At 49.0% G+C, this 22,672-nt stretch carries 15 protein-coding genes; 6 read left to right on the top strand and 9 right to left on the bottom strand.

From position 1 onward, the window contains the following. Nucleotides 1-89 precede the first annotated feature (89 nt). The 3 genes from ABWW03_RS18945 to ABWW03_RS18935 all read left to right on the top strand — a co-directional run bounded on the left by ABWW03_RS18945 (nucleotide 90) and on the right by ABWW03_RS18935 (nucleotide 5,302). Entirely contained in the window at nucleotides 90-1,958 is a 1,869-nt protein-coding gene (locus ABWW03_RS18945; protein ID WP_353411072.1) for an acyl-CoA synthetase, read from the top strand. Between the two features lie 294 nt (nucleotides 1,959-2,252). Further along, the gene (locus ABWW03_RS18940) at nucleotides 2,253-4,349 is read left to right on the top strand and encodes a 3-hydroxyacyl-CoA dehydrogenase NAD-binding domain-containing protein (RefSeq protein WP_353411070.1); all 2,097 of its coding nucleotides are present in this window, start codon (nucleotides 2,253-2,255) and stop codon (nucleotides 4,347-4,349) included. 182 nt (nucleotides 4,350-4,531) lie between these two features. Then, a complete protein-coding gene (locus ABWW03_RS18935) occupies nucleotides 4,532-5,302 on the top strand; it encodes an SDR family NAD(P)-dependent oxidoreductase (RefSeq protein ID WP_353411068.1) in 771 nt (256 codons plus the stop codon). Between the two features lie 14 nt (nucleotides 5,303-5,316). Here the strand turns inward: ABWW03_RS18935 and ABWW03_RS18930 are convergent, their stop codons facing one another. After that, nucleotides 5,317-5,889: a uracil-DNA glycosylase family protein gene (locus ABWW03_RS18930; protein ID WP_353411066.1), complete on the bottom strand. Its 573-nt coding sequence runs from the start codon at nucleotides 5,887-5,889 to the stop codon at nucleotides 5,317-5,319. Nucleotides 5,890-6,036: 147 nt separating this feature from the next. Between ABWW03_RS18930 and ABWW03_RS18925 the strand changes: the two genes are divergently transcribed. The 3 genes from ABWW03_RS18925 (at nucleotide 6,037) to ABWW03_RS18915 (ending at nucleotide 13,303) form a co-directional block, all read left to right on the top strand. Continuing rightward, on the top strand, nucleotides 6,037-7,605 hold the full coding sequence (locus ABWW03_RS18925; RefSeq protein ID WP_353411064.1) for an AMP-binding protein: 1,569 nt from the start codon (nucleotides 6,037-6,039) through the stop codon (nucleotides 7,603-7,605). A 166-nt stretch (nucleotides 7,606-7,771) separates the two neighbouring features. Next, nucleotides 7,772-10,450 carry a beta-propeller domain-containing protein gene (locus tag ABWW03_RS18920; protein WP_353411062.1) on the top strand — a complete coding sequence of 893 codons (2,679 nt, stop codon included), beginning with the start codon at nucleotides 7,772-7,774 and terminating at the stop codon, nucleotides 10,448-10,450. Nucleotides 10,451-10,597: 147 nt separating this feature from the next. Beyond that, the gene (locus ABWW03_RS18915; protein WP_353411060.1) at nucleotides 10,598-13,303 is read left to right on the top strand and encodes a beta-propeller domain-containing protein; all 2,706 of its coding nucleotides are present in this window, start codon (nucleotides 10,598-10,600) and stop codon (nucleotides 13,301-13,303) included. A gap of 35 nt (nucleotides 13,304-13,338) precedes the next feature. Here the strand turns inward: ABWW03_RS18915 and ABWW03_RS18910 are convergent, their stop codons facing one another. The 8 genes from ABWW03_RS18910 to ABWW03_RS18875 all read right to left on the bottom strand — a co-directional run bounded on the left by ABWW03_RS18910 (nucleotide 13,339) and on the right by ABWW03_RS18875 (nucleotide 22,575). After that, nucleotides 13,339-14,736 (bottom strand): sensor histidine kinase, encoded by a 1,398-nt coding sequence (locus ABWW03_RS18910; RefSeq protein WP_353411058.1) that lies wholly within the window; start codon nucleotides 14,734-14,736, stop codon nucleotides 13,339-13,341. Between the two features lie 47 nt (nucleotides 14,737-14,783). Further along, nucleotides 14,784-16,139, bottom strand: a complete 1,356-nt coding sequence (locus tag ABWW03_RS18905) for a sigma-54-dependent transcriptional regulator (RefSeq protein ID WP_353411056.1) — start codon at nucleotides 16,137-16,139, stop codon at nucleotides 14,784-14,786. Between the two features lie 70 nt (nucleotides 16,140-16,209). Continuing rightward, a complete protein-coding gene (locus ABWW03_RS18900) occupies nucleotides 16,210-17,421 on the bottom strand; it encodes an ABC transporter permease (protein WP_353411054.1) in 1,212 nt (403 codons plus the stop codon). A 9-nt stretch (nucleotides 17,422-17,430) separates the two neighbouring features. Beyond that, nucleotides 17,431-18,756 carry an ABC transporter permease gene (locus ABWW03_RS18895; protein WP_353411052.1) on the bottom strand — a complete coding sequence of 442 codons (1,326 nt, stop codon included), beginning with the start codon at nucleotides 18,754-18,756 and terminating at the stop codon, nucleotides 17,431-17,433. An 11-nt stretch (nucleotides 18,757-18,767) separates the two neighbouring features. Then, the gene (locus ABWW03_RS18890; RefSeq protein WP_353411050.1) at nucleotides 18,768-19,454 is read right to left on the bottom strand and encodes an ABC transporter ATP-binding protein; all 687 of its coding nucleotides are present in this window, start codon (nucleotides 19,452-19,454) and stop codon (nucleotides 18,768-18,770) included. 69 nt (nucleotides 19,455-19,523) lie between these two features. After that, nucleotides 19,524-20,774, bottom strand: coding sequence for an efflux RND transporter periplasmic adaptor subunit (locus tag ABWW03_RS18885; RefSeq protein WP_353411048.1), 1,251 nt, complete (start codon nucleotides 20,772-20,774; stop codon nucleotides 19,524-19,526). Between the two features lie 185 nt (nucleotides 20,775-20,959). Next, nucleotides 20,960-21,613 (bottom strand): class I SAM-dependent methyltransferase, encoded by a 654-nt coding sequence (locus ABWW03_RS18880; protein WP_353411046.1) that lies wholly within the window; start codon nucleotides 21,611-21,613, stop codon nucleotides 20,960-20,962. Nucleotides 21,614-21,669: 56 nt separating this feature from the next. Further along, the gene (locus tag ABWW03_RS18875) at nucleotides 21,670-22,575 is read right to left on the bottom strand and encodes a zinc-dependent peptidase (protein WP_353411044.1); all 906 of its coding nucleotides are present in this window, start codon (nucleotides 22,573-22,575) and stop codon (nucleotides 21,670-21,672) included. Nucleotides 22,576-22,672: the final 97 nt, after the last annotated feature.

The raw sequence follows: 22,672 nt of genomic DNA, 5'->3' as shown, positions 1-22,672 counted from the left end.
ACAGTGGTATAAAAACCCAACTCTGTCCACCGAGCAATGCGCAGCTGGTCAATAAAGCAACAATAATCAATAAATTAAGAGGCGACACTATGAGCAAGCTACAGTCCGTAGCCGATGTACTCACTCTGGAAGACACACTGGAATTTGAAAAAATCCCCGTTGAGCAACGTTACCCCTGGAACAATACCTACGATATTTTCCAGCAGGCCTGCCGGGATCACGCCAGTGACAATGTCATGGAATTTCTGCCCACCGGGGTGAAAGACGATATCGCCATTCCCGTTACCTACGAACAGTTTCTGGTTCGCTTACACCAGACCGCAAACCTGTTTCATAACCTGGGTGTCGAAAGTAAAGATGCCGTGTCGATTATGCTGCCCACCCTGCCCCATACGGTCTACGCTATCTGGGGTGCACAATGCGCCGGTATTGCCAGCCCACTGAACCCCTTACTGGAACCCCGTCATATCGCCGAAATTATTGAGGTCACCGGTTCCAAAGTCTTTGTAGCCATGGCTCCGATGCCCTCTGCTCCGCATCTCTGGGAAACCACCAAAGCCGTCCTGCAGTTGAGTCCGCAGATAGAACATCTGGTGCTTATTTCCCTGCCCGGCATTACCGATGCAATCCCCGACGACTTAAACGTTCACGTTACCGATTACAATCAGCAGCTGGAACTGCAAAACCCGAACTGTCTCGACAGCAAGCGTGAATTCAAGGGCGAAGACATCGCCTGTTATATGCACACTGGCGGCACCACTGGCCGCCCAAAAGTTGCCCAGATCAGCCAGGCCAACTTCGCGTTTATCGCTCAGTTTTATAAAGATCGGGTCAGTGACCGCCCTCGGGAAAACGTCTTTGCGGCGCTTCCCATGTTCCACATCTATGGCCTGATGGTCTCGGGGATTGGCGCCATCGCCGCGGGTCTGAATATTGTCATCATGACCCCCAGCGGCTTTCGCAACCCAAATGTCATTGAAAACTTTTGGCATCACATTGAGCGCTTCCAATTTAACGCTTTCCCCTGTGTACCCACTATCTTGTCGCTGATTTACGAGGTGCCGGTCGGCGACTGTGACATCAGCTGCCTAACCGAAGTCTTAAGTGGGGCCGCACCACTGCCGATTCAGCTAAAGAAAAACTTTGAAGAACGCTTCGACTGCACCATTCTGAATGGCTATGGCATGACCGAGACCACCGTTATGCTCTCAGTGACCAGCTCCAAACAGCCACCACCACCGGGCGCCACCGGCCTTCGGGTGCCTTACGCCGAGCGCATTATCGCGCACGTGGATGGCAACAAACTGGTGCGTCGCTGTGAGTCGGGGGAAGCCGGTGTCGTGCTGAGCCGAGGCCCCAACATCTTTGCCGGTTACCTTGAGGACAGTGACAATGAAAAAGCCTGGGTCGATGGTTGGTTTAACACCGGCGACCTGGGTTACGAAGATGAGCAAGGCTACCTGTATCTGACCGGGCGCGCCAAAGACCTGATCATCCGCGGCGGTCACAATATCGATCCGGTGATCATCGAAGACCCTTTGCTCAAACATCCGAGTGTTGCCCAAGCCGTCGCCGTCGGCCAGCCTGATGATTACGCTGGCGAACTGCCCGTGGTGTATATCACTTTGCATCCAGGGGCCGACTACAATGAAGAAGACATGATGGCTTACGCCGCCGACACCATTTCTGAACGCGCTGGTGTTCCCAAGCGCATCACGGTATTGAATGAAATTCCCCTCACCGCCGTGGGCAAAATCTTTAAGCCGGAACTGCGCCGTATGGCCACTGAAACCGTATTGCTGGAACGCTTGGCAGAGCTGGGGATTCAGGCACGAGTGGAATGTATTCACGATACCGAAAAAGGACTGACCACCAGCATAGAGGTCGCTGAGACTTCGCGTGTTAAAGAACTGGAGAAAGCGTTGCAGGGCTTTGCCCTGAGTATCAGCATTCGTTAATCGGCAATGCCGTTTTCGCAGGGTGATTTATTCGGGAAATACTGTTTGAAATACTATGACAGGCCCGCTGCTTGTCATAAAATTATCACCCTGCGATTTATACACTGAGACCGGCCACTGGCCTGTCAACGCAATGCGCTTGAAGCAATATGTGTTTGAACGAAACCGTGCAAACCTTTCAGTCCGGGTTCTGCCCGGCACTCCACAGAATTAAATCCGTAAAGGCATGCCATTTTAGTTACACATAAAGTAAAATGGCGTGCTATACCCAAGAACCCCCAGCAGGAGTTTTTCATGTCCGTAACTCAATATGAAATTATCGATGGCATTGGTGTGATTCGTCTGAACAATCCACCGGTGAATGCGCTGTCCCATGCCTTGCGCGATGGCATTTGTAAAGCCATTAAAAAAGCTCAAAAAGACGACAGCAAAGCGATCGTTATTATCTGTGAAGGCCGCACTTTTATTGCCGGCGCGGACATTACTGAGTTTGGCAAACCACCTAAGTCGCCCTCTTTGAGCGACATGCTGAACGTTATTGAAGATTCCCAAAAGATCGTGGTTGCCGCTGTTCACGGCACCGCCTTGGGTGGCGGCTTTGAAACCGCTTTGGCCTGTCACTACCGCGTGGCCCTGAACAGTGCAAAAGTCGGTCTGCCAGAAGTGAAGCTGGGGCTGCTTCCCGGTGCCGGCGGTACCCAGCGCACCCCTCGCCTGGCCGGGGTGGAAGCCGCATTGGAGATGATTACCAGCGGTAATCCAGTCGCCGCCAAGAAAGCTGAAAAAATGAACCTAGTGGATGTGGTTGTCGAAGGTGACCTGGAACAAGGCGCCATTGCCTATGCCAAATCACTGGCCGAAGACAATGCCATGTTGAAGCGCGTGCGTGATATCGATATCCCGACCCGCAAAGCCGGCGCTGAAATCTTTGAAGCGGCACGCAGCAAAGCCGCCAAACGCTATCGTGGCCAACAGGCACCTCAAAACATCATTCGCTGTGTTGAAGCCGCCGTGAATCAGGATATGGACAAAGGCCTGGCCACAGAAAGAGAACTGTTTGTTGAATTGATGCAGGGCCCGCAATCCGCCGCCATGCGTCATATGTTTTTCGCTGAACGCGAAGCCGCCAAGGTATTGGGATTGCCCAAAGACACCGAACTTCGCGACATCAAGCGTGTCGGCATTATCGGTGCCGGCACCATGGGTGGTGGCATTGCCATGAATTTTGCCAATGTGGGTATTCCAGTCACCATGTTGGAAATCAACCAGGAAGGCCTCGATCGCGGCATGGCGATCATTGATAAGAACTACAGCATTACCGTCAGCAAGGGCAAAATGACCGAAGCGCAAAAGGCCCAGTGCCTGAGCGTTATCAGTGGCAGCACTCGCTATGAAGATTTGGCCGATGTGGATCTGGTCATTGAGGCGGTTTTTGAAAACGTCGACATCAAAAAGGACGTTTTCCAAAAACTCGACAAAGTGTGTAAGCCAGGCGCCATCCTCGCCACCAACACCTCTTACCAAGATGTCGATGCCATCGCCAACGCCACCCAGCGTCCCGCCGATGTCATTGGCTTGCACTTTTTCAGCCCCGCCAACGTGATGAAACTGCTGGAAGTCGTTCGTGGCAGCAACAGTGCCGATGACGTTATCGCCACCTCCATGAAGCTTGCGAAAAAGATTGGCAAAGTGCCGGTTCTGGCAGGCAACTGCTATGGCTTTATCGGCAACCGCATGCTGCGCCCATACGGTCGCGAAGCGCAACTGTGCCTGATCGAAGGCGCCAGCCCCGAGCAAATCGATCGTGTTATGCAGCAATGGGGCATGGCAATGGGCCCACTGGCGGTGGGCGATCTGGCAGGCCTGGACATTGGTTACAAAGCTCGCCAGGCCCTTAGCGATGAAGAAAAAGGCGAACCCAAAACCTACTGTATCGCCGATGCTCTGGTTGAAATGGGTCGCCTGGGTCAGAAATCCGGTGCCGGTTATTACAAGTACGACACCAACACCCGTGCTCGCATCAACGATCCTGAGGTCATGAAGGTAGTCGAAGAGCAAGCCAACGCTCAAGGCATCACCCGTCGTGAGATCAGCGATGAAGAAATTCTGGAACGCCTCACTTACGCCTGGATTAACGAAGGCGCCAAGATTCTGGAAGAAGGCATTGCCCAACGCCCAAGTGACATCGATGTGGTGTACTGTTTTGGTTACGGCTTCCCGGTATATCGCGGTGGCCCTATGCACTACGCCGATCATATTGGCCTGGACAAAATCTATGCCCGCATCTGTGAATTTGCCCAGCAACATGGCGACGCCTACTGGGCGCCATCCAACTTGCTGAAAGAACTGGCCAACTCCGGAAAAACCTTTAAGGCGTGGGCAGCCAAATAAGGCCCCTCGAACTCCGCATAAAGCCCCACAGTGTTAGGTGGGGCTTTACCACTTTCCTATACCACTTTCCTTTCCCCCATTTCCGCCCCATTAAGCAGTCTAATTTGCATTGCGAGTCGTCTGGTTTTATTATCCCTTTAGAAAAGTTAGTCATAACTATATTTTAGAGTAGGTCGACACGAATGAAACTGAGCGGTAAAACCATCCTGATTGCCGGTGCCTCATCCGGCATTGGTCGCGCCTGTGCGCTTGAACTGAGCCAGCACAATAACCATCTCATCATCTGCGCGCGGCGCCAGGACAAACTTGAAGCGCTTGCTGCAGAGATTCAGAACAATGGTTCCAGCGCGCAGGTGGCCGTATGCGATGTCCTGAATCAAGCTCAGGTGGATACGCTGGTGCAGGAGCTGACCGACTCAGGCAAACCTTTGGATCTCGCCCTGTTGAATGTCGGCGATGGCCCGGCATTCAATATGAATACGGTCAGTGTCGACGACGTCCGTAACAATCTTGATATCAATTACCAAAGCCTAGTCAACTTTTTAATCCCGTTGATCGCTCTGATGAAAAAACAGGGGCATGGGATTATCGCCCACACCAACTCCCTGGCCGGTTTTATCGGATTACCCATGCAAGGCCCCTACTCTGCGGCCAAAGCGGCGTGCCGCATTTTGATGGACAGTTGCCGAATTGAACTGGAGCAACACGGCTTAAGCTTTGTTTCTCTGTATCCCGGTTTTGTCGCCACAGAGCGCGTTGCTGAAGATGGTATTCCAGCGCCCTTTGAAATTTCCGAACAGCAAGCGGCACGATATATGATTCGTGGTATTGAACGCGGAAAAAACGATGTGCTCTTCCCATTTGCAACCGCAAGCTTAATTCGCTTAGCGAGAATACTGCCCAAACCTGTGTTGGCGTATCTGCTTAAAAAATCGGTTCCAGACGAGTACTGAGCCGCAAAGCGCGATCAAAAAAACGTTTTCAATTTATGTTGTAGGCGAGGAATGAATTCCGACTCAAACCAAGGTTGTTGTTTTAACCAGCGGTTATTGCGCGGGCTCGGATGAGGTAACGGAACCACCAAGCTGTCATCGAGATCGACCTGCTTAACCAGCGCCGTCAAACTGCCCTTGTGTTCCGGGTAGTGATAGCGCTGGGCATACTGTCCTAATAAAATCGTCAACTGAATGTTCGGTAAGCCCGCCATTAAAGGTTCACGCCATTGCAAACATTCCTTACGCGGCGGTAAATCACCGCTTTTGCCCGTGCCAGGATAACAAAACCCCATCGGCACAATCGCCAGTCGTTTAGGATCGTAGAATTCGTCTTCGGTGATGTTTAACCACTGGCGCAAACGCACACCACTGGGGTCATCAAAAGGACGACCACTCTCGTGCACACGCCGCCCCGGAGCCTGGCCAACAATCAATAAGGTCGCCGAGGGGTCATATTGCAACACCGGACGTGGCCCCAGAGGCAACTCATCTTCGCAAAGACGGCAAGCACGAACCTCTCTTAATAAAATGTTGCTATCCGACATAAACCACCTTGAATCAATCTCTAAACCACAAACGAAACCCCACCCTCTCTAAAGCATCGCTTTACACCAAGTAATTGGCAAGCTTTACGTGACTGAATGCTTATATACTGATTAACCCCAATGAGCGAACGGATAACAATAAGTACCATGACCATTCCAGCCAACACATCCCAAACCCTGCAACAGGCCGTTTCAGGAAGAGACCTGCCCCGATTGTTCGATTACTGGCGGCAGCGTTGTCCCGATAAACGTTTTCTGATCTGGGCTGATTTCGAGGGGCAAGACAAACACTGGAGTTATGAAGAGTTTTGTCAGCAAGGTGGGCGCCTAGCAAAGGGCTTGAGCCAACGTGGCATTCAGGCGGGTGACAAGGTCATTATTCATTTGGAAAACTGTCCAGAGTTTTTATTCAGCTGGTATGCCTGCGCCCTGCTTGGCGCCGTAGCCGTGACGACCAACACCCGCAGCGTTGCCAACGATATCGAGTATTTTGTGGCGAAAACCCAAGCCAAAGCCGCAATCAGCCAAGAAACCCTACTCAACGGTTTCGATGGCTGCCGTGAGCAACTGGATTTCATTAGCTGTATTGATCAGCACGGCGAAGGGCTGCTGGCATTCGACACGCTGTTTGCCGATGAAGAACAAGGCTTAAGCGAGGCGGTAATGACCGAGCAGGATCTCTCGATACAGTTTACCTCCGGCACCACCTCACGTCCCAAAGCCGTCGTCTGGACACACGCCAATGCCATCTGGGGTGCACAGTGCAATGCTCGAAATTTTGCCCTGCATCACGACGACATCTGCCAGGCCTTCTTGCCACTCTTTCACACCAACAACCAATCTTATTCTCTATTGGGAACACTGTGGGTTGGGGGCAGTTACATTTTGCAGCCGCGCTTCTCGAAAACCCATTTCTGGCGACCCGCACTCGAATACAAAGCCAGCTGGGCCTCGATGATTCCTTTTTGCCTCAAAGCCCTGATCGAAGAACCCGTTCCCGAGCACCACTTTCGCTTTTGGACGCCCGCCGTCGCCTTGCCCAGCATTGAAGAACACTTCAAGGTCAAAACCTTCGGTTTGTACGGCATGACCGAAACCATCACCCAGGCCATTACCGGCGACCTCACCCACCCAGGCCCGGAAATGTGTATTGGCCGACCTTGCCACGGCTACGAGATCAGCGTGCGCAATGAACAGGGGCAAGTCATATCCCCTGGCGAGACCGGTGATCTGTATATTCGAGGCATTCCAGGCATCAACCTGTTTAAAGAATATCTGCACGACCCGGAAGCCACAGAGAAAAGTTACATCAACGGATGGTTTGAAACCGGTGACCGAATTCGTCTGGATTATGAAGGTAATTACTTCTTTGCCGACCGAGCCAAAGATATGCTCAAGGTCGGCGGTGAAAACGTCGCGGCCTCTGAAATCGAAACCGTCATTATGGAAAGCGGCCTGGCTGAGGAAGTCGCCGTGGTTGGCAAACCCCACACCATGCTCGACGAAGTACCCGTTGCCTTTGTCATACGCAGCGCCCTGATGGGTACAGAACTCAATGAGGAGGAATACCAACGGCAACTCATCGCACACTGCAAAGACAAGCTGGCGGATTTTAAAGTGATCCACGAACTGCATATTGTCGACGAATTACCCCGTTCATTGTTGAACAAAATTGCCAAGAAAGAACTGCGTGAACGCCTGATCGACAGCAATTAACTTGCACAGGCGAACGGTTTATCAGCCGCAGCAAACCGTTCGCCACCAATACTAGTGAGCTGGCGCCTCAGTTCACATACCCACACAGACAATGCGATTATAATTCCTGCCATCATATTCAATGGAAGAAGTGCCCCACTTGGGCCATCGATTACAGGAAATCGTTATGTTTTCTTTCCCTCGTATCGTAAGCAGTCTATTCCTCAGCTTTCTGCTGATTGCACATGTCCACGCCAATTCCTTAGACGCTTCTACTGTCTACAGTAAGCTACCTCCTTTCAAACCAGGTCTGTGGTGGTCCAATACCGCAAACGGCCATGGCTTAGACATACAATATGCAGGCGATATCGTCTTCGTTGTTCTCTACACGTACGACGAAAATGGGAAACCTATTTGGTACACCGCTGAAGCCCCATTGAAAGGCAAAAAACTCGATACAGAATTTTTGAAGCACCACTGGGACAGCCATAATCATCAATATCAGGGGTTCAAGCGCGAAGGCAGACTTCAGCTCGATATTAAAAACCCGTACAGCATAGGAGCAATAATTGAGTTAAATGGGGCCAGCAGAGAGCTGGACTTAAGTCCATTTGCCCAGAGCAACATTTCTCAAGATGAACCCAAAACTGGTCTCTGGTATAACCCAGTAAATTCAGGCTACGGATTTACTTATGTGGAACAACAACGCTGGAAATTTGGACTCTATTATTACTACGACCCTGAGGGAGAGCCAACATGGCTATACGGGAGCAATAATGGAAATCAAGAAACCATCAGTTTTCAGCGTTTTGAAGGTTCTTGTCTGAGCTGCGATCACACACAGAGTATCGGTGTGGATGTTGGTAGTGCAACATTCAGTTTCAATGGCGCAACTCAAGGAAACATTAACATTCAATTGGATCAACGAAGCCAGTGGGAACTGCATAATAGTCCAATCCATATGCTCACAAAAGCTGAAAGTGAGCTTCCATCTTTCAGCACTTTAAGTAGATTTGATGAAGATCATGACCTTGCTGATTATTTGCGGGAAGGTTACTTACACCTAAGCAGAAATATTGGCGCCGATTTCTCACCGGCTCCAACACTCAGTCCAAGTAGCACAGCATTGTCAAGCACTAATGTTCAGGTAGAAGGCGTAGATGAAATTGATTTCCTTAAAAGCGATACACTATGTGCGTTTACCTACCCCAGTGAAAAAGCCCTGACAATTAGTAGTTACTCATTGGATGGTGATGGAAAAATTATCACTAACAAACAATTCACAAAACAGGGTCTCATACCAAATCAAGGCGATGCAGCTGTTTCTAACTATGGCGATTTAGGTCTATACCTTAGAGAACAAGATTTAACATCGATAAGTTCTACGCAAATAGCATCATATGGGGATGCCTGGATTCAGGACGAATTATGGCAAGGAGGTCATACATTCATCGATATCCATAAACGTGAACAATGTGAACTCACCGCACCTCAGCGTATTAGCCTATCAGGATACACAGTCAGCAGTCGGCGCATTGGTAAACAATTATATATTTTGTGGCGGAGTGTTCCTTCGGTTGGAGCCAGTATAATATGGAATAATAATGACCAAAGTGTTCTTAGAGAACAACTGGCTCTCCTCGAACTTACGGATTTAGTCCCTAAAGTAAGAATCAACAATCAAGAGTGGAAGCCCGCTGTCGGTCGCGACAATAGTTACGTTCTTGCGAATCAAGAATTACCTGCCAGTAATTTTATGATGCTTACTCGCATCAACTTGGAAGATCTCGAAGACATAAAGACTATTTCAATAGCAGGACAAACAGAAACTATTTATGTTTCAAACAATGCTGCCTATTTGGTGAGTAACTCTCAAGGCTATCGAATCCCTACACAAAGCCACTTTTACACCTATGCCTATAGTACCCAGATACATAAATTTAAGCTGGATGCAAACCTAAGCTATGTCGGCAGCGGCAGCGTAGACGGCTACCTAGAAGGAAATTCTGACGTGGCACCATTCAGGCTCAGTGAGCGGAATGGCGACCTCGTAGTTGTCACCCGCTTCGACGACCGCGGAAGCAGCCGATACAAGCTCTCCATACTGACCCCCTCAGAAAAACGCCAAGGGCTGATGATTTACAAATCTCATCTACCCAATAAAAAACGCCCCGAAGCGATCGGAAAGCCTGACGAGCGCCTTGAGGCAACCCGCTTTATAGACAACAAATTGTATGCAGTGACTTTTCGTCAAATCGATCCACTGTATGTGATCAACCTAGATGATCACAATGACCCATTTATAGAAGGTATTTTGGAAGTACCCGGTTTTTCTTCCTATCTACATCCACTCCCCAATAACAAGCTTCTTGGAATTGGTCAGGCAGCCGATGAACAAGGACGAAGGCTGGGCAATCAAATCAGTCTATTTGATATCAGTAACCCTAAAGTCCCAGCTCTGATAAAAAACACAGTTATTGGAGAGACCGGCAGTACGTCTGCCGCCCAATACAATCATCATGGTTTTAGCTATCTCCCCGCAAGCAACACACGCAATGCTAGATTCGCAGTACCTATGACTTTAAGGAAAGAGGTTTCTTCTATCCATGGCCCTATCAACGAATGGCAGTCAAGTGGCCTCTATCAGTTTGAATTGAACAGTGAGTTTGATAACTTCAATCTAGTACAGAATTTGACAACACACCGAAAGTCAGCAGGGCAAACCTCTGGAGGTGCGATTTCTGTAGCAGCAGCCCGAGGCCGCTCCACCTTATTCGAAAACCAACTGATCTATTACGAAGGTGGGCGCCTTTGGGGAGCAAAATGGGGCGATAATGTTCCTGATTACGTGCCCAATGGGCACTGATTAGTGTTATTTTTTGGCCAAGTAAATCGCGACCAGAAAATAACACTATCTAAAAACCAAGTTGACATGCACTAAACATTCTCAAATCTAGCAATCATAAAAATAAAACAGATGCGTACCACATTGATTCATACAAAGGACTATTCCATGCCGTTTTTATTTCTTGGAACCAAAAAAGGAATACAATTATTCATTTTTAGTTTGTTTTTTGGTTATGCCAACTTTAGTGATGCCGAAAATAATCTGCACACAAACTACGAAGAACTCCGGCCTTTTCAGAATGGAATCTGGTGGTCAAGATCTGAATCAGGACACGGCTTAGACATCCAGTACGCCGGTGATATTATTTTCATCGTACTATACACATTCGATGAATCTGGTGATCCAATATGGTACACCGCACAGGCAAAGTTAAAAGGTAATAAAATTGACACTGAACTACTGCATCACCAATGGGACCCTGTTAAACACCAATATCTAACTCACAAACCTGATGGACACATTAAGTTAAACATTGAAAACCGGTATAACATTACAGCGACAGTTAACCTGTATGGAAGGCAGAAAGAGTTATCCCTAGTACCGTTTATATATAACAATATTTCTTTAGAATCACCCAAGGGAGGCTTATGGTTTAATCCAGAAAACCCAGGTTATGGGATTAGCTATGGAGATCAAGGTTCTTGGAAGGTCGGTATAATTTATCTTTATGACGAAACAGGCATGCCGACTTGGATTTATAGTAGCTCATTGAAATACGATGAAACTTTTGACATGACCAAGGTAAGTGGTTACTGCTTAGGCTGTGAGAAAGTAAACAAAACCAACACCTCAGTTGGGAAAGCAAAATTTAGGTTTGATTCTGAAAATCACGGAAAGGTAGATTTAGAGTTCGACTCCAATGAAATATGGATGCTAAAGGACAGTCCAATAGAGCGACTATCAAAACAGGAAAAAGAACAACCATCATTATTTAAGCTTAGCAAGCTAACCAGCAATACCGAACTAGCAGCGTATTTACGCGAGGGCTACCTTCATTTAAGTGAAGACACTTTCCCCTATGCCTACCTCGACATGGGTTACATTCCGAAAACGAAAAGTAGCAGAATTGATAATGCCTACATTACAGACAAATCCATCAATATTAGTGACCACCTGAAAAGTGATGAAAGCTGCGTTTACATTTATCCGAGTGAGAAACCGAACACCATTTCCAGTCACGAATTAAACGAAGCAAGTGAAATAAGATTTTCTCGCCGTGAAATTAACCCGGAAAGTAACGTCGGCGTTCCATATTACAGTCGCGCAGAATCTGAACTAGGGCTTCATTTAAACTCAAAGTATCTTATCTCAATAGCGTCAAGGGTTATTCTGAACGAAAGCCCAACACCATGGAAAGAAGATATGCTCTGGGAATCAAATGGAAAATCGGCTACGATCAGTATATTTGAAAGGGAACTCTGCGAAGCTCATAAATCTTCGGAAATCTCCCTATCAGGCCGTATAGTTAGCAGCCTTCGAAATGAAAATCAGTTATTTATCATATGGCGAAGCGTTCCAAGTGTTGAATTCAATCCGGATACCGATCAAAAAGATAACGCCGTTCAGGTCTTAGGTCATTTGCAACTAGAGAAACTCACCCCACAAATTAAAATTGATGACCAACCATGGCAGAGCGCTATCGACAACAACAACAGTTATGTTATTGCTAACCAAGAGCACCCTTCCAGTAACTTCATATTAGTCACTCGAATTAACTTAGACACGCCGGGTGACATCAAAACAGTCGCAGTTATTGGACAAGTAGAATCGTTTAACCTCTCCGATAAGGCCCTCTACTTATTTAGTCATAGACAAGGCTACCTCTTAAAAGAATCTTACGCACACGAATCAATATTCAGTACACAGGTTCACAAAATAAGCCTTAATGAGAATATAAGTTACGCAGGCAGCGGAAGTGTAGAAGGCTTTTTTAACAAAGAAACACACTTGGCCCAACGACAGTTTAACGAAATAGATGATGGGCTCGCCATTATGAACGAAGTATATAGTTCGTACTCTGGAATTGGACAACTATCAATACTTACACCTTCAGAAAGTCAATCAGGCCTATGGATAAATCGCTCCCGACTGCCAAATAAGAAAAGACCAGAACCACTCAGAACCTATAGGGGCACTGTAAAACTATCGCAGTTCCGACAAAATTATTTCTTAGATAACAAATTGTATCTTGGCCCCTACGCACATTTTGATGGCTGGCATGTCGTTAATTTGAGTAACAGCTATGACCCACATATAGAATCCAGCTTTACCATGCCTGGAGACATGCAATATTTAAGAAGCCTCCCGAACAACAAGCTTCTTAGTATTGGCACATCGGGCACGTCACCGAATAATATAGTCAACTTATTGGACATTAGTAAACCAAACTCTCCGACTCTATTAAGAAGTATAGGAATTGGTGATATGGGTAGTGAAATGGCGATTCAAGACAGTAAATTTTCATTTTCATATTCCCCAAAAAACGATGCAGGAAATGCTCGATTTGCAATTCCAATGGTTTTGCGCGAACTGGACCCCAGAAGCACAACCGGAGGGACGAGGTGGGTTTCGAGTGGCTTACATGAATTTGAATTTAATAAAGACTTCAGCGACATGTCATTACTCCAATCATGGAATCAGCACGATACGATACTGAGAAAAAACAATAGATTACACTGGGCTGAAAGCGCAATGAATGGACGAGCCAATATCCGGAAGGATCAGGTTCTTTATTTCGAAGGGGGACGACTATGGGGAGCCCAATGGGGCGCCGATAAACATAATTATGGCCCATATATTTCCCCACACTAGGCAATGCCTACAAAAATTCAGGCTGATTTACATTATCAATTCTTGATCTTACTCGCTGGCAGGCTAATCGCCACCCGCAAGCCGCCACGATAATTATCCAGGCTCATCTGACCTTGATGAGCCTCAACAATTTCTCGACATAAAGCCAGTCCGATACCAGACCCCAGTGGTTTGGTGGAATAAAATGGCAGCAAGGCCTGCTCCATGACTTCACCGCTCATACCGCCTCCCTGATCAACCACCTCGATTCTTGTACCCTGCTGCATCTCTTTAAACCGCAAGGCGATATGTTCCGGCTCTGAACCGGATTCATGGGCATTTTTTAACAGATTCAGTAACGCCTGCTGCAACTGGCTGCTATCAGCTTGCAGTTCCCAATCCGGAATGCCATCGGGCAGTCGAAAGTGGAAATGCTCCTGCAATTGTTGAACAAAGTTCAACCAGCTGACGGGCGCCAATTGCGGCTTAGGCAAACGGGCAAAACTCGCGTAACGTTGGATGAATTCATGCAGAGAACCCACACCGGTTTCAATGCGCTGAAGCACTTTCATCAAACGTTCGCTCTCCCCTCGTTCCAACAACAGCTGGCAGGAATGAGCCATCGATGAGATCGGCGCCAGAGAATTATTCAATTCGTGACTGATGACCCGAATGGTTTTCTTCCAACTGGCCGCTTCCTGACGATTGACCTCACGGGTGATATCTTTCAGTAAGTGCAGTCGATGGGGTTGTCTGTCAATGCTGAACTCGCTACACAAATAATGGAAACTACGCAAACCACTGACCATCGCATCAGCCTCCGGCTCACCACTCTCTTGGCTGGACAATGCATTTTGAGTTTGAGAACTGAGGAGCAGACTGAAAAAGGTTTCCCGCCCTTGCAGAATGACGCGCGCAAACTCTTCACTGTCTTCGCTGCGGTTGTCACTGAGCGCTTCGACCAGGTGAGCCCCGTCTCGGCGCTCACCTTTAAACAGCAATTGGCGCGCCGCAGCATTCGCAAAATAAATATGGCCACTGCCGCCACATAAAATCATTGCGACCGGGGACGTTTCGATCATGGTATCCAGCATCAATTCACGCTGGTAGATACTCCGACGCTGACGACGAAGATCCCCGAAGCTGCGGTTCATCTGCTGCACCAACGCATCCATTTCAGGCAGTTCCGGTGGAGGCATCGACACACTGAAATTGGCATCACTTAAATTCAGCAGTGCCACTTCCAGGCTGGCCAGATCTTTCGATATGCGGCGTGCCCAACGCAGACAGACCAGCGATAAAATCATAAACAGCACCAGCAGTACACCGGCCATCATCCAAGTGTTTCCCTGGGTGTACTCCAGTGCAATGATCATCAGAAGCGCGGTCATCAAAACGCAGGAAATCAGACTGAACCACAATCGTTGCGTAAGCGTTTGGGGGCGTAAAACCATATTATGTTATCTGTCTCGTGATCAGTTCTGGGGAGCTGTTGATTAGCTTAGTCATTATCCGCTTTGGCCAGACGCCGGTACAAGGCCTGCCGGGAAATCCCTAACTGGCGTGCGGCCCGGGCGACCACGCCACCGTGATCGTCCAAAGCGGCCTGGATATCTTCCAAACTCAACTCGGTTGCACTGATGCTCACAGAGTTGTCGTCAGCCAAATCAAAATCTTCAAGTTGCAGTTCATCATTCGGCTGCAATAACAATGCCCGCTGAACCTTATTGTGCAGCTCGCGAACATTCCCCGGCCAACTGTAGCTCTGTAGAGTCGCCTTTGCGGCAGCGGAAAGCTCACGTCGGCGGCTCGGTTCGGCCAGATGAATAAAATGTTTCACCAGAGGAATAATATCCTCATTGCGCTCGTTCAACGCCGGCGACTTCAACTCAATAACATTGAGTCGGTAATAGAGATCTTCCCGGAAATCCCCTCTCGCAATCGCTGCGGGCAAATCTTCATTGGTGGCCGTGATCACCCGGACATCCACCTTCCGTGTCTGGGAACTACCAACGCGTTCGAACTCTCCGGATTGCAAGACACGCAGTAGTTTCTGTTGCCCTTCCAAGGACAGGTTGCCCATCTCATCCAAAAACAGGGTTCCGCCATCGGCCGATTCAAAACGACCAATGCGCACCTTATCCGCTCCGGTATAGGCTCCTTTTTCCGCACCAAACAACTCGGCTTCCATCAGATCGGCCGACAAAGCTCCCACATTGACCTTAACAAAGGGCTTGTCCTGACGGCGGGAATTGGCTTGAACCACTTCAGCAATCTTTTCTTTACCGGAGCCGTTCGGCCCAGTGATCAGCACGGGCACATCCGTAGGCGCGACCTGAACCGCCATATCCATCAAACGCTGCATCAAGGGGCTTTGAAACACCGCACCGCATAGGTTGGCTGAGGCCAGTTGCTCGCTCACCTGCTCACGACACTGCGCCTGGGCTTCCTGCTTCGCCTGTAATTGAGCGTTTTCCTCACGCAGTGAAGACATCTCCAAGAGATTGCGCACGGTTACGAGAAGCTTACTGTCATCCCAAGGCTTGCTGATGTAATCAGCGGCCCCAGCTTTTACCAGTTCAACGGCCATACTGAGGTTGGTCCAGGCGGTCATCAAAATAATCGGTAAATCCGGCTCGCGACTGCGCAGATCATAAAACAATTGCTGCCCTTCCAGACCGGAGCTGGTATCCGCTTTGAAATTCATGTCCTGGATGACCAACTGAAAGCTCTGGGCCTGTTGCGCTTCCAAGGCTTGTTCTGGACTGTCCACAAAAACCGTTTGAAAATCGTTCAGTTCAAGCAAGAGGCTGAGTGCTTCACCAATGGCGGGATTGTCATCAACAATCAGTATCACAGGGCTTCCTTATTCTTTTGAGCCAATCAGGGGTGTTACCACCCCTATTAGACGATAATATCTTTAAAAGTTACACCGTACGCGTCGCAATCGCCGGAGAAACACGGCTGGCTCTCAGGGCCGGCAGCAAGGTCGCCATCTGACTGATGAACAATAAACACCCAGCTGCGATAAAGACATACACGACCTCCAGGCGGCTCAGTTGATAGCTCTGCAACAGATATTGGTTCAAGGCATAGGCCAAGAAGCCTCCCAGCAACAAAGCCGTCGCCGTGATGGCAAAGTTTTCGCTCATGAAATACCCAAGAATATCTCGCTTGCTGGCACCGAGCGCGCGGCGTGTACCAATCTGCTTTTTACGATTCGCCACAGTAAAACTCACCAGCCCCGCCACACCTAGGGCGGTAACCACCAGTAACAAGGCCACGACACCCAACAACAGGACAACCATCGCTTTATCTCGACGATAAGTCCTCTCGGCCACTTCGTCCAGAGTGCGGATCACACTGACCACGCGCTGATCGTTCAAGCCCACCATGGTGGCTTCCAGCTTTTCCTTCACCTGCTCGATGCGATCACTCTCGATTCGAATCGACAGATAACCGCTCGTTTGTGGTTCCGCTGCCAGGATTGTGTGATCAGGGTTTGTCCCTCCTGAACCCGGGCGTAACATGCGCTCGTACACACCAACAACCGTCAGTGGTCGCCCCCCCAAGTACAATTGCTTACCGACCGCACTTCCTTCAGGGAAGTACAACTTGGCTAACACATCACTCAGCAACATCGTCCGGCTGGCCGTCGAGGAAATGCTCTCTGACTCAATGGCATCACTGTCATTTAACCAGCGGCCAGAAAGCAATTTCAGCCCCATGGTTTCATGAAAGTTCACATCAGAGCGGTAATACGACGGGCTGTGCGGACAATTGTCGTCGCCCAACACACTGCCTTCCTGCTCGAAGCACAAGCTGCTGGTGTTGTTCGAACCGCCCAGTGGGATCGAGTTCGAATAACTGACGCTTTTCACGCCGGGAATCTCCATCAAGGCTTTGCGATCGATGTCCGCCTGCGCTTCCTGATCCACCGCCGAACCAAAGTAAAAAACCCGAGCGGTTAGCAATTCCGCGTTGACCACACCGGTATCGCGATTCATTTTATCGATACGTTGCTTCACCATGTAAAAGGTGTTGCTGGCAATGGCCAGGGTTAACGCAATTTGCAAGGCAATCAGTACCGCCCCAGTAGGGTTTCGCAAGGTACTTCTAAAAATAGGTCCTAGTGCCATGATAAACTCCTATTGGGCTTTCAAGAATAGTGATGGGTTACTGTTGCATACCCGCAGTGCAGGCAAAATGCCAGTCAACAGCGATGCAAACAGTGATAAAGCCAAGGCACCCATAAACAAGGTGGGGTCCAGACGGGCGATATCGGTTTCATACAGTTCGCGAACGGCCCACAAACCAAATGCGGCCAGTATCAGCCCCAATAAACCACCCAGAACACCCAACATACCCACTTCAACCAAATACTGGGAAAAAATCTGACGTTTGCTCGCACCCAGAGCTCGGCGAATACCCGCCTCATTCATTTTGCGTAGGAACTTCGCCAACAACAGGCCTACTGCATTCACCAAGCAAACCAGCAAGAACAACAAGCTCAATCCCACCATCACTTTATTGTCTTCGTTAATAACCTCGTTGTACTCCAACCAGGTTTTTACGTCCTTGATGTCGCCACGGGGGTTCGGGTTTTGAAAACGTCCTAACTTATTCTGTTCTTCAGAATAGGCTTTCAGGAAGGCACGGTACTGCTCGCGTTGTTCTTCATTGTCCAGCTTCACCCAAAATACCTGCCAAACGTACTCACTCTTCATCAGGTCGGCGTGGCTATTAACCTCTTCCGGGAACCAACCGCTGATATTCCCCATTGGAAAACGTCCCAGAGTATCAACCGAAGAATATGGCAGGAAAACTCCCGGCCCTTCACCCGGAAAGTAACTTGTGGACAAATCATAATAGGCAGGCTGCGGATTGAAATCCTCGTAGACTCCAACAACAGTGAACAACATTTCGCCATCGATCATGACAAAGGTTTTACCAACGCTGTTCGCCTCACCGAAAATCCACTCACTCAGGCTTTTGGATATTACCGCGTGCTTGTCACCTTCTTTGTCGACCTGGGCACTCCAGGGTTCACCGTAAAGAAACTTCACATCAAACATATTGAAGAAATCTCGGTCGACAAAGCGTCCGGCATAATCGTTCGAGGGAGCAACACCTTCGCGCTGACTCGTCACAACCGTCATAAACTGATACATGCCTGTGCGAGGGAACGACAACTCAGCTTCACGCAGGTTTTTCACATCCTGATGAGTCAACTGGATTGGCAGACCATCGGAATCCCTACCCCACTCTTCCATATCGTTACCGTATGCCGCCAATTGCACGGCAAATAGACTGTCGGAACGCTCTTCAGCTGGGTTGTGCGCCATGGCTTTGTAATAACTGATCATGGTCATGGATGCACCAATACCGAGAGCGATCGCCATGACAATCAACAAACTCAGCACTGGGGTTTGCAGAATGTGCCGCCAGGCCAATTTACTGTAATAAACAAGCATCACCTTCTCTCCTATACCGCCTGAGCAAACATTTGCTGATCGCTTACCTGACCATCAATGATCTGAATATTGCGCTGAGAGCGACGAGCCAGATCCGGGTCGTGAGTTACCATCACAATAGTGGTGCCCTCAGAATTGATTTCTTCGAGCAATTCCATCACCTGACGCGCCATGAGTGAATCCAGGTTACCGGTTGGCTCATCCGCCAACAGGAAGCGAGGCTCGCCGGCGAGGGCTCGGGCAATCGCAACACGTTGTTGCTGCCCGCCCGACAACTGGGAAGGCAAATGTTTGGCACGGGCCGCCAGACCAACACGCTCTAATGCGTAGTTAATTCGATCCTTACGCTCCGTAGAAGAAAAACCACGATAGCGCAGAGGCACATCGACGTTATCAAACAGATCCAGATCGGGGATCAGGTTAAAACTCTGAAAAATAAAACCGATTTTTTGATTGCGCAGTTGTGAGCGTTGACGGTCATTCAGACTGGCAACGTCTTCGCCGTCCAAAAAGTATTCACCGCTGTTAAACGTTTCCAATAAGCCCGCGATATTCAAAAAGGTTGTTTTACCAGAACCAGATGGACCCGTTACCGTTACAAACTCCCCTTCGGCCACACTCAAGTCAAACTCTCGCAAAGCGTGAGTCTCGATCAAATCAGTGCTGAAAACTTTTGAAATTTTGTTCATTCTTAACATGAGTCTTCCCTTTTATTCTTTACTTGTAGATGTATAAATTTTTAATTCAAACGTCGTGGTATAAACAATCTAATCGTTGATATAAACAGTATCGTGATCCAGAAATTCTTCTACTGCAGAGCTGATGATGCGATCCCCTTCATTCAAGCCGGAGAGCACTTCCACCTGATCAATACTGCGAGCTCCGAAGCGGACAGGTACTTTCGTCGCCAAACCATCTTCTACCTTGAACACTGCATTCGCTGCTTCGAGGTACGCACCCCGTGGCAGAAATAAGGTGTTCTCTTTACGGGCCAGGCTGATGCGCGCACTCAGGTGTTGATTCTGGCGAAGACCTTGAGAATTTTGCTCAAGGAAAACAACTCGGGCTTTTACATGGTTGTTCTGTACTTCCGGCGACACCGAGCGCAGTTCAGCCTGATAGACTTTGCCGGCAACCGTAATTTCGACCGTCATCTGCGGGGCTAAATCGTCCGCAAAGGTTTGTGGGATATCGAGCTCGGCCTCATAGGCACTGAGATCAACCACCGTCAACAAGGCCTGATGCTCCGATACCTGGCTATCCTGTTGAACAAGCCAGTTACCAATCATCCCGGCGACTGGCGAGCGTAAGGTAAGCTGCTCCTGCTTGCGGCGTAATTCATCTACCACCAATTGCTGTTTGGCAACGGAGATTTTGCTGGCCTTTAACTCAAAGTCGATCATGTCTGAGTTGATTTTGGCTTCGCGCTCGGCGTTCTTGAGATCCAGCTCAGCTTTGTGCAAGTCATCTTGAGCTTTGGCGTAGTCGAATTCGGAAACCACTTTGATATTAAATGAAGCTTCGGCGCGCTTCAGTTCACGCTTGGCGGCGCGATGATTCACCCGGCTGACGTCGAGGGTTTTATGAAGCGCCAATTTACGCTGTTGCACTTCCAGACCCATGCGCTGCAAATCGAGCTGCGCACTTTCCAGTCGGTTCTCTTCCTGCTTCAGTTGGTTATCCAGGCTTGGGCTGGCGATGAGCGCAACCACCTCGCCTTCCTCAACCGTGTCGCCAGGCTTTTTCAATAACTGAGCTCGGCCTGTAGCAGCGCTGTACATAGCTGGGGAATGGCTGGCGACAACACGCCCAGTAGCGTTGACCGCACGCTCAAACAAGCCTTTACGGGCTTCAGCAAAGCGCAGACCACTGGCCGAAAGCGAAGCCTCTGCCTGCCATGGCGCCCACACCCAAAGCCCAGCCAGTAATACTGTGCTCACCGATGCCACACCCACTTTACTGGCCCATTTTTTCTTGGGCTTGATCACTCGATCCTGCCCGGAAGTATCTCGAATCATGCAACAACCTATCACTGTGTAATCACTATGACAGGACTTACTACAAGGACCGTGCCAACATTTTAAGCTGTTGTTTTTATTGGATATTTATATTATTAACGTGAAAACTGTCCGCCGAACACTGTCCGTTCGCTGTCCGGCTCAGCAGGGAAAGTGTCCGCGGACACTCGAGGGAAATAAGGCATTCAAGGTTTGCTGAATAACACCACATCATTGTCAGCAATGGTCAGCTGCCAGCCATAGTGTTGAGCAATAAACTCAAAGCTCTTAAGGTGGTAAAAGCGAATATGAGTGGGGTCGTTTTTATAGTGCCAGGAGGCAAACTGTTCTGGATCCCTCCGGCGCTTAGTCATGACCGCCAGGGTTGCGGCGTTGTCGAGTAAGCGGTCCAGTAAATCCAACACCAAACGGGGGTGTCGAATATGCTCGATCACCTCAGTCATGGTGATAAAGTCATATTGGGATTTCAGCAGCTCTGGTTGATGAGCGTAAAACGGATCGTAGTTCGCCACACGATACCCCTGCTCGGCAGCCATATGAGAAAGCGCCGGCCCGGGGCCACAACCAAAATCCAGGCCCCTTATCTCTCCAATTGCCTTGCTGCTTTGGGATCCAATATGTTTGAGTAGAGGCGCCAGGCAGCGATTCAAAAAACCTCGATACCCCTCGTCATCGACCTGATTTTGGTGCTTATCGTATTCGGCTTTCTCCAACGCGGGACTGAGTATTTCATTCTCCGGGACAAAAACCAGCTCGCAACTCTCACACCGCAGGTATTGGCGGCGCTTATCCTTGTGAAAATCAGCAATTCGGCTTTGATTACATAAAGGGCAATGCACGTCGGTTCCCTACAATACGATTCACGTCAGTTATTATTATTTTGCACATACACATGTCAATCCCGTGGCAAACAACATTCCCGATAAGGTTTGCCACTGCCACAGGGGCACAGTTCTTTTTCTCGCTTTTTGATGTCCGCTACAATCGCGGCTCGATCTTGCTGATAAATCTCTTCCAGTGCTTCGTATAACTTCGGGTGCTTTTTCGCCAACATTTGCGGACGCTCGAAAAAGTACTCGGAAGCCACGCAGAAAAATTCCAGCTTATTGCTAGCGCCATAGGGGTCGATATTACTGCGCCCTTTTTCGATGGCCTTCATTTTCTTTTCTGCAAGCTCAAACCAGGGAATGGCAAACCGATAGGGCTGCAAACGCTCAGGAAAACCATCCATATCGCCATCGGCCATATCAATCAAGTGGACAAACTCGTGAATGCCGACATTGCGTTTGTCATTCGGGTTTCTAAACCCCTGATAAAGTGCCGGTCGACTCAAGGCCATTTTTCCTGCCATGGGGCCTGTACCCACCATACCGGTATACAAAGAATCCTTCTGCCCACACTGAAAATCATCATTGAAAGCCGCCGGCAATAGATAAACCGTTTTCAAATTGAAGTAATGCCACTGGGGAAAAGACCACACAGGAATAATGGCACTGGCAGCGACTAACAAGCGATCTTCAAAGCTGGCTGGCTCATCTCCATTAAAGACCTCGGTGGTGTGCATGAACAACAAGGCTCTCTGCTCAAACCGCTGGCGATCTTCCTCGCTTAATTGGCGGTAAAATTCTACGTGATCGTGCAGGAACGCTTGCCATTCCGTTTGCCACTGAATATGCGGCTTTGGGGATTTAAGCTTTAAGAAATGCAAGAATGCGTCTTTTAGGGTTTGCCAAAGAGATCCCAACACCAGTCTGCCGCTCACATAAAAGGCCGCAGTGTAACCCAGCTTTTCAGAGGACAAAAGCCTGGGCTTATTGCCTGGCTGGAATTGAAACAGGGGAAATCAGGGAGGGTTTCGGGACACGAACAGGCTATTGATCCGAGTCCCGAGGATCATC

The sequence above is a fragment of the Pseudoteredinibacter isoporae genome (assembly GCF_040372805.1).
Lineage (GTDB): Bacteria > Pseudomonadota > Gammaproteobacteria > Pseudomonadales > Cellvibrionaceae > Pseudoteredinibacter > Pseudoteredinibacter isoporae_A.
The sequence above is the reverse complement of the archived record's forward strand: the minus strand, read 5'-3'. Positions and strand labels throughout refer to the sequence as shown.